Raw genomic sequence first — 13,347 nt, 5'->3', positions numbered from 1 at the left:
AGTTCCTTAACGGTTTTCCAGGCTGGCAGCGCGAGCGTAAGGCAGCGCACTATCGGTGCCCTTTACAGCGGCATCCTGCGCGTGTTGACGCAGATAACCTGGCAGACGGCTATCGTCTTCACCGGCCTGACCCTGCAGAACGCCATTGGCCATAGGGCCCGGAGCCTGCTCGGTAGTCTCAGTGTAACCGGCCAGAACGGCAGGACCTTTGACCTGAGGCATGGACAGATTGGCAGGCTGCTGACCTTGCTGGGCAAGCTGAGCACCCGCGATATCGTCCTGGTTGTACAGACGAACACCGGCCAGAACGGCAACCGTCACCGACGCTGCCACTGCCAGACGACCCAGAGCGCGCCACGGACCGCGAGCAGGCTTGAGCGGGCTCACTTCGTCGGCGATAGCGGCAGACACGGCAGCCGAAATATCCAGATGCGGCATCAGCAGCTCTTTGTGCATGGCTGCACGGGCAATTTGATAACGCGACCAAGTGGCCCGTGTATCCGCGTCGTCGATTGCGTTGAGCACTCGACGCAGTTCCAGTTCATCCGCTTCGTTATCCATCACTGCGGACAGCGATTCCTGCAGGGCTTCACGACTCATGGCGGGTTCCTCTCTTGGGCTATCGCCGCTGTCTCAGGATTCCTGCAACAACGGCTGCAGGGCTTTATCGATGGCTTCCCGAGCGCGAAAGATGCGAGAGCGCACGGTACCAACAGGACATTGCATGACGCTCGCAATGTCTTCGTAACTCAGACCGTCGAATTCACGTAAAGTTAACGCAGTACGCAAATCTTCCGGGAGAAGCTGGATGGTTCGATGGACAGTGCCTTCGATCTCATCCCTCAACAACGCTCGTTCCGGCGACTCGATGTCCTTGAGGCCATGATCGCCATCGTAGAACTCTGCATCCTCGGATCTCACATCGCTATCAGGCGGCCGCCGACCGCGGGACACCAGATAGTTTTTCGCCGTATTGATGGCGATGCGGTACAGCCAGGTATAGAAAGCACTGTCGCCGCGAAAGTTTCCAAGTGCACGGTAAGCCTTGATAAAGGCTTCCTGTGCAACATCCTGAGCCTCATGGGTGTCGTGCACGAACCGCACGATCAACCCTAGAATCTTGTGCTGGTACTTCAGCACCAACAGATCAAATGCTCGCGTGTCGCCGCGCTGTACGCGCTCGACCAGCTGCTGATCCTCTTCCTGGGTTAGCATGAACACTCCTCGTTAAGCTTGAAGGAGCGTTGCAACTGACATTGTTCAGGCTCGCAGACATAGACTCGGGCTTTGCGCAAAAGTTCTCCCCCTTCAAGCAAGTTTCCTGCAGAGCCGCGCGGGCCTGCACGAAAAACGCAGCTCGAACAGAGTCGGCTGCGCGAATAGTCTTGTCGCCGATTCCGCCGTCGATGATGACCTATCGACACCGACGAACCCGGCGCTGTTCCTTTTTAGGCATCCTGCTATTGAGCCTGGGCCTTTCGTAAAAGTTCCCGGAATTTCAGAGCAGGCGTCAGACCCGCGAGGCATCCCATGAGCCAGACCGGCAAGGAAACGCAAGTCCCTGCCCCGCAAAATGGAAAACGGTATGCATCGCATTACGGACTGGAGCACAATTCATGCCCGCCGATGGTCTCACATTGCCATGAAGGCAAGGCTATTGTGCCGATCCCCCCTTACTTATACTAGTGGCCGTTAAAGGCGATATTCACAGATGAGCCAACAATTTCAGCACGATGTTCTGGTGATCGGCAGCGGCGCCGCAGGCTTGAGCCTCGCGCTCACGCTTCCCGCGCATTTGCGGGTTGCCGTTCTGAGCAAGGGCGACCTGTCGAACGGTTCGACGTTCTGGGCCCAGGGCGGCGTCGCCGCGGTACTCGACGACGCCGACACGGTGCAGTCGCACGTCGAAGACACGCTCAACGCTGGCGGCGGTCTGTGCAATGAACAAGCGGTTCGCTTCACGGTTGAGCACAGTCGCGAGGCGATCCAGTGGCTGATCGACCAAGGCGTGCCGTTCACCCGGGGCGAACAGGCGGACACCGAGGAAAGCGGTTTCGAGTTTCACCTGACCCGCGAGGGCGGCCACAGCCATCGACGGATCATTCATGCCGCGGACGCCACCGGCGCGGCCATCTTCAAGACGTTGCTCGATCAAGCGAGACAGCGCCCCAATATCGAGCTGCTCGACCAGTGCGCCGCCATCGACCTGATCACCGAGCCGCGCCTGGGCCGCGACGGCCAGCGCTGCCTGGGCGCCTACGTGCTGAACCGGCGCAGCGGCGAAGTCGACACGTACGCAGCGCGCTTCACGATCCTGGCGTCAGGCGGCGCGGCGAAAGTCTATCTGTACACCAGCAACCCGGACGGCGCCTGCGGCGATGGCATCGCCATGGCCTGGCGCTCCGGCTGCCGGGTGGCGAACCTTGAGTTCAACCAGTTCCACCCCACCTGCCTCTACCATCCACAGGCCAAGAGCTTTTTGATCACCGAAGCATTGCGTGGTGAAGGCGCCTGGCTGCGACTGCCGGACGGCGAGCGCTTCATGCCGCGCTTCGACGAGCGCGCCGAGCTTGCGCCTCGCGACATCGTCGCGCGCGCCATAGACCATGAGATGAAGCGCCTGGGGATCGATTGCGTTTACCTGGATATCACTCACAAACCGGCGGAGTTCATCAAGACGCATTTTCCGACCGTCTACGAGCGCTGCCTGGAATTTTCCATCGACATCACCCGCCAGCCCATTCCGGTCGTCCCTGCCGCGCATTACACCTGCGGCGGCGTCATGGTCGACAGTCAGGGGCGTACCGACGTCCCCGGCCTCTACGCAATCGGCGAGACCAGTTTCACCGGGCTGCACGGTGCCAACCGCATGGCCAGCAACTCGCTGCTGGAGTGTTTCGTCTATGCCCGCTCCGCTGCCGCGCACATCGAAGCACAGCTGGACAGCGTCCCCATGCCGCTGGATCTGCCGGCCTGGGACGCAAGCCAGGTCACCGACTCGGACGAGGATGTCATCATCGCTCACAACTGGGACGAGCTGCGGCGCTTCATGTGGGACTACGTTGGTATCGTGCGTACCAGCAAGCGTCTGCAACGGGCTCAGCATCGGGTTCGGCTGCTGCTGGACGAGATCGACGAGTTCTACTCGAACTACAAGGTCAGCCGGGACCTGATCGAACTGCGCAACCTGGCACAGGTCGCGGAATTGATGATTCGCTCGGCGATGGAGCGCAAGGAAAGCCGGGGCCTGCACTACACCCTGGATTATCCGGACATGCTGCCCGAGGCCCGTGACACTATTCTGGTGCCGCCAAACCACGTCGGCTGAATTTCAGGCGCACGCGCAAGCGCCGATGGCTGTCTGGCGCAAGCGCGTCACGCGGGATGCAGACGCTCCTCGTCGAAAATCGCGGTTTGCCATCGGCCAGCAGGCGCACTCGAAGAATGACGATCAGTGGCAAGACGACGCTGTCATTGCAGACCTGCACGTCCCGCCAGCCTTCCCGCTCGCTGTAGAGCTGCCAGCCGCGAGCATCGCGGCGCAGTGCGGTAAAGGTTGCGGGGTGAGTCAGCAGGATTGAACGCGGAACCATCCAGACGCCGTGCGCGGCGCACACCAGCGCACCCACGCAGACCAGGATGCCACTGACGTCCAGATTCAGCAGGGCCACCAGCGCAAGCGCCTGAACCGCGAGGTACGCCTTCAGCAGCAGCCGGGACGGCCGCCACTGACATTCGAACCGCTCACTTGGGTTGGACACGGTCCAGAATCATGCGAACCATGCGCTGTAATTCCGGGTCAGAGGACTCGCCGCGCTGCATGAACCAGCCGAACATATCCTGATCTTCGCAGGACAGCAGACGGCGATAGAGTTCGCGATCGACGTCGTTCAGGCTCGGATAGACTTCTTTCACGAACGGGACCAGGAGCACGTCCAGTTCGAGCATGCCACGACGGCTATGCCAGTAAAGGCGGTTGAGTTCTACGTCTTCGACCATGGAGCACTCCTCGAAATAGGCCGCGAGTATACAGGCGCGGGACCGGCGCGCGAATCGTGCAATGGTCGCAGCAGTTTTCATGTACCCATATTCATAATCGCGGCACGGCACTATGATGTGCCCCGGACAATTTCACTTGCGATGACCATGGCCCATTCAGCTTTCTTCTGCACGCTATCCCATGAAGGCGTCCTAGCCGTTCGCGGCGTGGATGCCGGAAAATTCCTGCAAGGTCAGTTGACCTGCAACATCAACTACCTGAGCGAGGACAAATCCAGCCTCGGCGCCCGCTGTACGCAGAAAGGCCGCATGCAGTCGAGCTTTCGGGTCCTGATCCAGGGCACCGATTGCCTGCTGGCGATGGCGAAAGAGCTGATCGAGCCGCAATTGCTGGACCTGCGCAAATACGCGGTGTTCTCCAAGTCCAAACTGAACGATGAAAGCGATGCCTGGGTGCGCTTCGGGGTGCAGGACGCCGACGCCGCTCTGCGTGGCCTGGGCCTGGAGCTGCCGGAAGAAACCGACAGTGTCGTACGCACCGACACTCTGGTTGCCATTCGTGTATCTCCCGGCCGCGCCGAGCTCTGGGCCGCTGCCGAACAGGCACAGACCGTCCGCTCCCAACTGGCTGCGCAGTTGAGCGAAGGTTCGCTCAATGACTGGTTCCTGGGTCAGATCCGCGCCGGCATCGGCCAGGTCTTCATCGAGACCCGCGAAGAATTCATTCCGCAGATGATCAATTTGCAGGCCGTGGGTGGGGTCAGTTTCAAGAAAGGCTGCTATACCGGTCAGGAAATCGTCGCTCGCATGCAGTACCTGGGCAAACTCAAGCGCAGGCTTTACCGGCTGTCGGTCGAAAGCGGCGAGATTCCCGCGCCCGGCACCCCGCTGTTCTCGCCGGTCAATGCCAGCTCAGCCGGCAATGTCGTGATCGCCGCCGGGGCGGGTCAAGGCATCGAACTGCTGGCGGTGCTACAGGCCGATGCCGCGGAGGGCGGTCAGGTTCATCTGGGTGCGCAGGACGGACCGGCACTGGTTTTGTGTGATCTGCCCTACATCCTGGACAGCAAGCTCGAAACGCAACGCTGACCGAACGCATACATTCGCGATACAACTGTCATTCAGACTATCCGGTTCCCGGGCGCTTGCCCGGAGATCCCGGACACCCCAAACGGCTGCGAGAAGCAACATGAGCAAGATGGCTGACGAGGTGCAGAGACATTTGATCAAGGCCATCGACCGCGATGCCCTGTTCCTGCCGACCCTGCCTGAAGTCGCGCTGAAAATCCGCCTCGCCGCCGAGGACACCGAAATCAGTATCGCCGCGCTGAGCAAAGTGATCGGCAGCGATACCGCGCTGTCGGCGCGCATGATCAAGGTCGCCAACAGCCCGTTGCTGCGCGCCAGTTTCGAAGTCAGCGACGTGAATACCGCCATCCGCCGCCTGGGTGTCAACTACACCTGCAATCTTGCCATCGGGCTGGTGGTGGAGCAGATGTTCCATGCCAAGTCCGAAGTCATCGAACAGAAAATGCGCGAGATCTGGAAGCAGAGTCTGCAAGTGGCGGGCATCAGCTACAGCCTGTGCCAGCGTCACACCCGCCTCAAACCTGATCAGGCCACGCTGGCCGGGCTGATTCATCTGATCGGCATTCTGCCGATCCTGACCTATGCCGAGGATCACTTCGATCTTCTGGCCGACCCGATCAGTCTCAATCACGTGATCGACAACATTCACCCGGTCATTGGCGAGCGCCTGTTGCGCTCGTGGGATTTCCCCGATGCACTGGCGTCGGTGCCCGCCTGTTTCCAGGACTTCAACCGGGTTTCCAAAAGCGCCGACTATATCGACCTGGTCCAAGTGGCGACTGTGCATATCCATCGGCACACCGGCCATCCGTTCAGCCAGATCGATATCGTCGATCTGCCCGCCTTCCGCCAGTTGAATCTGGACCCGGCGGGCGGGCTGCTGAGCGCGCAGATGGACGAAGCCATGACCATGCTCTACTGATTCCCGGCGAAGCTGACTCTTACTTTCAAACCCCTTTCGGCGCCGTCGTGCAGGCTGATCTGGGCCAGATGCGCGCGACAGATTTCGCCGACGATCGCCAGCCCCAGCCCGGAGCCGCTGCCCTGGGGATTGCGTCGATAGAATCGCTCGAAGACCAGATCCCGGTCCGCCTGCGGGATGCCGGGGCCGTCGTCTTCGACCTCCAGGATGCCGGGCTCGTGGACCCGCAGGACGACATTGCCACCCACCGGCGTATGTGCCAGCGCGTTATCGATCAGGTTACTCACCAACTCGTTGAGCAAGGTCGGTTCGCCTCGCAGCCACACCGGTTTGTCCGCCTCCAGCGCAAGGGCCACGCCCCGCGCATGGGCCAACGGCGCCATGACCATGCCCAGCTCGCGAGCCAGTTGGCTCAGGTCGAGCTGCTGCGCCCCGCCTTCGGCAATCGCCCGTGCCCCGTTCTCGATGCGCGCCAGCGACAGCAGCTGGTTTGCCAGATGCGTCAGGCGGTCGGTGCCCTGCGCGGCCGTTTCCAGCGTGGCGCGCCACTGCGTTGGGTCCTGCTCCCGCAGACCCAATTCCAGTCGGGCCTTCAGGGCGGCGAGCGGCGTGCGCAATTCATGGGCTGCATCGGCAATGAACTGAGCCTGACGCTCGAACTGCACGCGCAATCGCTCGGTGAAATGATTGAGCGCGCTGACCAGTGGGCGCAGTTCATGCTGCACCTCCACCATAGGCAGCGCTCGCAGATCATCCGGCTGACGCTCCTCCACGGCAGTGCGCAGACGTTCCAGAGGACGCAGCGCGCCGCTGACCGCGAACCAGACCAGCAGCAACGCGCCACCGCCCAGCATCCCCAGGCGCAGCAGCGTGTCGGCCATCAGGCTGCGGGCCATGCCGACCCGGGCTTCCTGGGTTTCGGCGACGCGAATCTCGGCGATGCCGTTCATGCCCGGCTCGCTGACCGGCTTGAACAGACTCACAACCCGGACGTCCTGCCCCAGGTATCGGCCGTTATAGAAGCGGGCGAGTGCCGGATAGTCATCGGTGCGCGGGGTGCCCGGCGGCGGGGATGGCAGATTTTCGTAGCCGGAGATCAATTGCTGGTGAATGTCATTGACCTGGTAATAGATGCGGCCTTCGCTGTCGTAGGCGAAAGTGTCCAGGGCCACGTAGGGAATGTCGGCACTAAGCGTTCCGTCACGCTGGGTAAGCCCGGCAGCGATGGTTCGCGCCGAAGCCAGAAGCGTGCGGTCGTAGGCGGTGTCCGCCACTTCGCGACCGTTCCAGTAGGCGCTCATGCCGCTGGCGAGCATGAGCACCACCAGCAGCAAGGCAAGGTTCCATAACAGCCGCCAGCGCAAACTGTCGTTATTCATCGCGGCTTTCCAGCAGATAGCCCAGGCCGCGGAAGGTCACGATAGCGACCGAATGCCCGTCGAGTTTCTTGCGCAGGCGATGAATGTAGATCTCGATGGCGTCGGGGCTGGCGTCCTCATCGAGACCGAAAACCTGCGCTGCCAACTGCTCCTTGCTCATCACCCGTCCGGGCCGGGCGATCAATGCTTCCAGCACGGCCTGCTCGCGCGACGTCAGGGTCAGCAGCTCTTCATCGAGGCTGAAGCGGCGCGTGTCCAGATCGTATGCCAGCACCCCGCAACGCTGCTGGCGCTCGCCGCGCAACACGCTGCGCCGCAGCAACGCCTTGACGCGCGCCTCCAGTTCCGACAACTCGAAAGGCTTGGCCAGGTAATCGTCCGCGCCAAGATTGAGACCATGGACACGATCCTTCACGTCGCTGCGCGCCGTGAGCATCAGCACCGGCAGGTTGCGGCCACGCGCTCGCAGGCGCGCCAGCACTTCGAAACCGTCCATGCGCGGCAAACCGACATCGAGGATAACCGCGGCATAGTCCTCGCTGCTCAACGCAAGATCCGCCGCCACGCCATCGTGCAGCACATCGACGTTCAGGCCCGCGCTCTTGAGCACCTGCGCAACGCTTTCAGCCAGTTGCGGATGGTCTTCGACGAGTAGAACACGCATGTCGTCTCCTGCTTGTAATGTGTTATGAGGGCAGCGCCGCCGGAGTGTACAGCGGTCCCGCGCACTGTGAAGCACCGAAACATCTGGATGCCAGAAAGCACGTCACCGGACATAAATTGAAAGGTTTGTGAAAGGTTCGCCCTTTAGCATCGCGGTACGACCCGTAAAAACGGGTACGATCACAGATGTCACGACACATCTGGACAATAAAAACAATAGCCGGAGTCAGCCATGCCCACGTCACCCGCGGCGCTTTACGCCGTCTCGTCCGCTTTTCCTTCCGACATCGCCAGCCCGTGCGCTGCGTACGTTCGCGTCCGTTTCTTCGCCCGTCCCGACATGACCGTGCCTCGATGATGCGCCGCAGACGCGCCTGACTCCTGCTCGACAGCTTCTCTGATCCAAAAACAACAATGCTTCTGGAGACTGAACATGAGATTTTCCTTGCGTCATCTGACACTGACGGCCGGCTGCATGCTGGTTGCCTCGCAACTGTTCGCGGCGGAGCCCAAGCGCCCCGAATGCATCGCGCCGGCCTCGCCGGGCGGCGGCTTCGACCTGACCTGCAAACTGGTGCAGAGCGCACTGATCAACGAGAAGGTTCTGACGTCTCCGATGCGCGTGACCTACATGCCGGGTGGCGTAGGCGCTGTGGCCTATAACGCGGTCGTGGCCCAGCGCCCCGCCGACGCTGGCACCCTGGTGGCATGGTCGAGCGGTTCCCTGCTGAACCTGGCGCAGGGCAAATTCGGCCGCTTCGACGAGAACGCCGTGCGCTGGCTGGCGGCGGTGGGCACCAGTTACGGGGCCATCGCTGTGAAGAGCGATTCGCCTTACAAGACCCTCGATGATCTGGTTCAGGCTCTGAAAGCCGATCCGGGCAAGGTCGTCATCGGCTCGGGCGGCACCGTCGGCAGCCAGGACTGGATGCAGACCGCACTGATCGCCAAGGCCGCCGGCATCGATCCGCGCAAACTGCGCTACGTAGCCCTGGAAGGTGGCGGCGAAATCGCGACCGCGCTGCTCGGCGGCCATATACAAGTCGGCAGTACCGACATCTCCGACTCCATGCCGCACATTCTCAGCGGCGACATGCGCCTGCTCGCGGTGTTCTCCGACAAGCGTCTGGAAGAGCCGGAAATGAAGGACATCCCGACGGCCAAGGAACAAGGCTACGACATCGTCTGGCCAGTGGTGCGCGGCTTCTATCTGGGCCCGAAAGTCACCGACGAAGAATACGACTGGTGGAAAAACGCGTTCGACAAGGTGCTGGCTTCGGAAGATTTCGCCAAGCTGCGTGATCAGCGCGAGCTGTTCCCGTTCGCCATGACCGGCGCCGAGCTGGATGCCTACGTCAAGAAGCAGGTCGCCGAGTACAAGCTGCTGGCCAAGGAATTCGGCCTGATCCAGTGATCGACATCCACTGACTGATCGGCCGCGCTTGCAGACGCAGGCGCGGCCCCGGAGCTTTCCATGGTCATACAACGTATTTTCGCCGCCGTGCTGTTGCTGGCATGCGCGGGCCTGGCCCTGATGGCCTGGCCTTATCAGGCGCCCTTTTCCTATGAACCTGTCGGACCACGCGCTTTCCCGCTGCTGATGCTCGGGCTGATGGCCGTGGCTCTGCTGTACCTGTTGATCCGCCCCACCCCGATCGTACATAGCGACGATGAGCCGCCCCTGGATCGGGAGACCCTGACCAAGATCGGCATCTGCATCGCACTGCTGCTGGTCTTCGCCGGACTGTTCGAGCCGTTGGGCTTCATTCTCAGCAGCATCCTGATCGGCATTCCCATGGCGCGGCTGTATGGCGGCCGCTGGATACCAAGCGTGGTAGTCGTGATCGCGATGAGCGTCGGCCTTTATCTGTTGTTCGATAAAGCCATGGACGTTCCATTGCCCCTCGGCCTGCTCAGCGTTCTGGAGAATTAACGTGGAAACATTCAGCTATCTGGGCCAGGGCTTCGGTGTCGCACTGACTCCCTACAACCTGATCACCGCCTTGTGTGGCACCCTGATCGGCACCATCGTGGGCCTGCTGCCGGGCCTCGGCCCGATCAACGGCGTGGCGCTGTTGATCCCGATTGCGTTCGCGCTGGGACTGCCACCCGAATCCGCCCTGATCCTGCTGGCGGCGGTTTATCTGGGTTGCGAGTACGGTGGTCGCATCAGCTCGATCCTGCTCAATATTCCTGGCGAAGCATCGACCGTCATGACCACCCTCGACGGCTACCCCATGGCTCGCCAGGGTCTGGCTGGCGTCGCCCTGTCGCTGTCGGCATGGAGTTCGTTCATCGGCGCCCTGATCGCCACCTGCGGCATGGTGCTGTTCGCGCCGTTGCTCGCCAAATGGGCCATCGCCTTCGGACCGGCCGAGTACTTCGTATTGATGGTGTTCGCCATCGTCTGCCTCGGCGGCATGGCCGGTGACCGACCGCTCAAGACCTTCATCGCGGCGTTGATCGGCCTGTTCCTGTCGGCGGTCGGCATCGACGCCAACAGCGGTGTGTATCGCTTCACCGGCGACAACATCCATCTGGCGGACGGCATCCAGTTCGTCGTGCTGGTGCTGGGCCTGTTCTCCATCAGCGAAATCCTGTTGCTGCTGGAAAAAACCCATCGCGGCCAGGAAGCGGTCAAGGCGACCGGGCGCATGATGTTCAACGTCAAGGAAGCGGCATCGGTATTCGTGGTCAATCTACGCTGCGGTGTCATGGGCTTCGTCATGGGCGTTCTTCCTGGGGCCGGTGCCACACTTGCCAGCGCCGTGGCCTACATGACCGAGAAGCGCATGGCAGGTGCCACCGGCAAATTCGGCAAAGGGGACAGCCGAGGTCTGGCGGCCCCCGAAACGGCGATCGGCGCAGCGGCTTGCGGCGCGCTGGTGCCGATGCTGACCCTGGGCGTTCCGGGGTCAGGAACCACGGCGGTCATGATCGGTGCGCTGTCGCTGTACAACATCACGCCGGGGCCGATGCTGTTCGAGCAACAACCGGACCTGGTCTGGGGACTGATCGCCTCGTTGTTCATCGCCAACGTCATGCTGGTGATCCTCAACATCCCGATGATCCGCGTCTTCACCCGCATCCTGGCGGTGCCGAACTGGGCACTGGTGCCTGTTATCGCGATCATCACCGGCATCGGCGTGTACGCGGTGCATGCCACGACCTTCGACTTGTTCCTGATGGTCGGTATCGGCATCTTCGGCTACATCCTGCGCAAGCTGGACTTCCCGCTTTCGCCGATTCTGCTGGGTTTCATTCTTGGCGGACTGATGGAGCAGAACCTGCGTCGCGCACTGTCGATCTCCAACGGTGAACTGGGCATTCTGTGGTCCAGCTCGATCACCGCCGGAATCTGGGTGCTCACCGTTCTGATGCTGCTGTTCCCGCTGGTGCGCATCTGGCGCAGACGCGCCAAGCAGCGCTCCATGTCGTCTCATGCCTGACACGGGACTGCGCAATTGGTGGGCCACGCCGCTGGTCGGCCTGACTGGCGGCTGGCTCGCCAGCCAGGTCGGCTGGCCCCTGCCCTGGATGGTCGGCTCGTTGCTAGCGATCATCCTGGTGCGCTGCCTGACTCCCTGGCAGCTCGCGCAGATTCCCGGAGGCCGCAAATGCGGCCAGCTGATCATCGGTATCGGCATCGGCCTGCACTTCACGCCGGTTGTCATCGAGCAGGTCCTGGCGCATTTCGGCCTGATCCTGTTCGGTGCGCTGATCACCAGCCTGTCTTGTCTCGCCGCTGTGTGGCTGATGCTGCGCACGGGCGAGGATCGCGCCACGGCATTCTTTTCCAGCATGCCGGGTGGCTCGGCGGAAATGGTCAATCTGGGCGCCCGCAACGGCGCAACGCTGAGCAGTGTCGCGGCGGCGCAAAGCCTGCGCGTGCTCACCGTGGTGTTGTGCGTTCCGGCGATCTTCAAGTATCTGCTGGGCGATGGCGGGCCTGCCCTGCATGCCGCTCAGGTGGACTGGCGCTGGCTAATGCTGCTGGTGCCATGCGGAGCGGCGCTCGCCTGGGTCTGGCAGCGGCTTCGACAACCCAACCCGTGGCTGTTCGGACCGCTGTTGCTGAGCGCCGTGGTCAGCGTGATCTGGGACCTGCGCATCGGTCTTCCGCACGGCGCCAGCCAGCTGGGCCAACTGCTGATCGGCAGCGGCCTGGGCTGTCATTTCAACCGGGAGTTCTTTCGCCGCGCGCCGTCATTTCTGGCGCGCACCCTGCTGGGCACGGTGCTGATGATGCTCATCGCAGCGCTTGCCGCCTGGGCACTGAGTGCCCTCACCCATCTCGACTTGCGTTCTTTGACGCTGGGCATGATGCCCGGCGGCATCGCCGAAATGAGCCTGACTGCCGAGGTGCTGCGGCTGTCGGTGCCACTGGTGACGGCGATGCAAGTGATGCGCCTGTTGTTCGTGCTGTTTCTGGCCGAGCCACTGTTCCGCCGCTGGAACCGGGCGACCGGCGCCTGAAGCGCCCGCGCAGGCTCAGATATTCGCAAGCCGCCAATCGATAGGCGCGATTCCGTTCTGCTCCAGATACTTGTTGGCGCGACCGAAATGTCCGTTGCCGAGAAAACCCTTGTAGGCCGAAAGCGGCGACGGATGAACCGAGGTCAGCACCAGATGCTTGGTGGTATCCACCAGCTTCTGCTTGCTTTGCGCATGCGCGCCCCAGAGCAGGAACACCAGATGAGGCTGATGCTCGCTGACCACTTGAATGACCCTGTCGGTAAAATGCTGCCAGCCTTTGCCCGCATGGGACGCAGCATTGGCGCGCTCGACGGTCAGGGTTGTGTTGAGCAGCAACACGCCCTGATCGGCCCAGGATTGCAGGCAGCCGTGATTGGGCACTTCGATGTTGAGGTCGCGCTTGAGTTCTTTGAAGATATTGACCAGCGACGGCGGCGCGGGCACGCCCGGTTGTACCGAGAAGCACAGGCCATGGGCCTGTCCCGGCCCGTGGTAGGGGTCCTGACCCAGAATCACCACTTTCACGTTGTCCAGCGGCGTCGAGTTCAGGGCGTTGAAGATCAGCGGGCCCGGCGGGTAGATCTGCTTGCCGGCGGCGTGTTCCTGGCGCAGGAAGTCGCGAAGCTGTTGCATGTAAGGCTTCTCGAACTCGTCGCGCAGCGCGGCTTTCCAGCTGGGTTCTAGCTTGATGCGATCTTCGCTTGTCATGTTCATACCTTTGGAAACGATCCGCGGACACTAGGAAAGCCAGGAAACATTGTCAAATGCCCTGCATCGGAACAGGTCTTTCCTACACTGAAGGTCAGCCAGGCTGTTGCG

14 protein-coding genes are annotated in these 13,347 nt (G+C 61.9%); 7 read left to right on the top strand and 7 right to left on the bottom strand.

All coding sequences use genetic code 11. The features are described from left to right. Nucleotides 1-6: 6 nt before the first annotated feature. Together TRP66_RS20145 and rpoE are read right to left on the bottom strand one after the other, a co-directional pair. The gene (locus tag TRP66_RS20145) at nt 7-600 is read right to left on the bottom strand and encodes an RseA family anti-sigma factor (protein ID WP_333406420.1); all 594 of its coding nucleotides are present in this window, start codon (nt 598-600) and stop codon (nt 7-9) included. 33 nt (nt 601-633) lie between these two features. Further along, nucleotides 634-1,215: an RNA polymerase sigma factor RpoE gene (gene rpoE / locus TRP66_RS20140; protein ID WP_002554912.1), complete on the bottom strand. Its 582-nt coding sequence runs from the start codon at nt 1,213-1,215 to the stop codon at nt 634-636. Between the two features lie 496 nt (nt 1,216-1,711). Here rpoE and nadB point away from each other — a divergent pair, with 496 nt between their 5' ends. Beyond that, entirely contained in the window at nt 1,712-3,328 is a 1,617-nt protein-coding gene (gene nadB / locus TRP66_RS20135; protein ID WP_333406403.1) for an L-aspartate oxidase, read from the top strand. Here the strand turns inward: nadB and TRP66_RS20130 are convergent. Both TRP66_RS20130 and TRP66_RS20125 read right to left on the bottom strand, forming a co-directional pair. After that, the gene (locus TRP66_RS20130) at nt 3,297-3,761 is read right to left on the bottom strand and encodes a protein YgfX (protein ID WP_333406401.1); all 465 of its coding nucleotides are present in this window, start codon (nt 3,759-3,761) and stop codon (nt 3,297-3,299) included. The genes nadB and TRP66_RS20130 overlap by 32 nt on opposite strands. Then, a complete protein-coding gene (locus TRP66_RS20125) occupies nt 3,745-3,999 on the bottom strand; it encodes an FAD assembly factor SdhE (protein WP_333406399.1) in 255 nt (84 codons plus the stop codon). The genes TRP66_RS20130 and TRP66_RS20125 overlap by 17 nt, the downstream gene beginning before the upstream one ends. A 147-nt stretch (nt 4,000-4,146) precedes the next feature. Between TRP66_RS20125 and ygfZ the strand changes: the two genes are divergently transcribed. Then, the gene (gene ygfZ / locus TRP66_RS20120; RefSeq protein WP_333406397.1) at nt 4,147-5,088 is read left to right on the top strand and encodes a CAF17-like 4Fe-4S cluster assembly/insertion protein YgfZ; all 942 of its coding nucleotides are present in this window, start codon (nt 4,147-4,149) and stop codon (nt 5,086-5,088) included. A 100-nt stretch (nt 5,089-5,188) separates the two neighbouring features. After that, complete coding sequence (locus tag TRP66_RS20115) at nt 5,189-6,010, top strand: HDOD domain-containing protein (protein ID WP_333406395.1); 822 nt, start codon at nt 5,189-5,191, stop codon at nt 6,008-6,010. Here the strand turns inward: TRP66_RS20115 and TRP66_RS20110 are convergent. Then, on the bottom strand, nt 6,004-7,389 hold the full coding sequence (locus TRP66_RS20110) for a sensor histidine kinase (protein ID WP_333406394.1): 1,386 nt from the start codon (nt 7,387-7,389) through the stop codon (nt 6,004-6,006). The genes TRP66_RS20115 and TRP66_RS20110 overlap by 7 nt on opposite strands. Next, nucleotides 7,382-8,053: a response regulator gene (locus TRP66_RS20105; protein WP_333406391.1), complete on the bottom strand. Its 672-nt coding sequence runs from the start codon at nt 8,051-8,053 to the stop codon at nt 7,382-7,384. The genes TRP66_RS20110 and TRP66_RS20105 overlap by 8 nt, the downstream gene beginning before the upstream one ends. Before the next feature lie 432 nt (nt 8,054-8,485). Here TRP66_RS20105 and TRP66_RS20100 point away from each other — a divergent pair, with 432 nt between their 5' ends. Genes TRP66_RS20100 through TRP66_RS20085 form a run of 4 tightly spaced genes read left to right on the top strand, consistent with a single transcriptional unit; the run spans nt 8,486 to nt 12,528 of the window. Continuing rightward, nucleotides 8,486-9,466 carry a Bug family tripartite tricarboxylate transporter substrate binding protein gene (locus TRP66_RS20100; RefSeq protein ID WP_442965236.1) on the top strand — a complete coding sequence of 327 codons (981 nt, stop codon included), beginning with the start codon at nt 8,486-8,488 and terminating at the stop codon, nt 9,464-9,466. 60 nt (nt 9,467-9,526) lie between these two features. Next, nucleotides 9,527-9,985, top strand: coding sequence for a tripartite tricarboxylate transporter TctB family protein (locus TRP66_RS20095; protein WP_333406389.1), 459 nt, complete (start codon nt 9,527-9,529; stop codon nt 9,983-9,985). Nucleotide 9,986: 1 nt separating this feature from the next. After that, complete coding sequence (locus tag TRP66_RS20090) at nt 9,987-11,501, top strand: tripartite tricarboxylate transporter permease (RefSeq protein ID WP_333406388.1); 1,515 nt, start codon at nt 9,987-9,989, stop codon at nt 11,499-11,501. Next, a complete protein-coding gene (locus TRP66_RS20085; RefSeq protein WP_333406386.1) occupies nt 11,494-12,528 on the top strand; it encodes an AbrB family transcriptional regulator in 1,035 nt (344 codons plus the stop codon). Before TRP66_RS20090 ends, TRP66_RS20085 begins: the two co-directional genes overlap by 8 nt. 15 nt (nt 12,529-12,543) lie before the next feature. Here the strand turns inward: TRP66_RS20085 and ung are convergent, their stop codons facing one another. Next, nucleotides 12,544-13,236, bottom strand: coding sequence for a uracil-DNA glycosylase (gene ung / locus TRP66_RS20080; RefSeq protein ID WP_333406385.1), 693 nt, complete (start codon nt 13,234-13,236; stop codon nt 12,544-12,546). Between the last annotated feature and the right edge of the window lie 111 nt (nt 13,237-13,347).

The organism is Pseudomonas sp. JDS28PS106 (assembly GCF_036706555.1).
Classification (GTDB): Bacteria; Pseudomonadota; Gammaproteobacteria; order Pseudomonadales; family Pseudomonadaceae; genus Aquipseudomonas.
The sequence above is the reverse complement of the archived record's forward strand: the minus strand, read 5'-3'. Positions and strand labels throughout refer to the sequence as shown.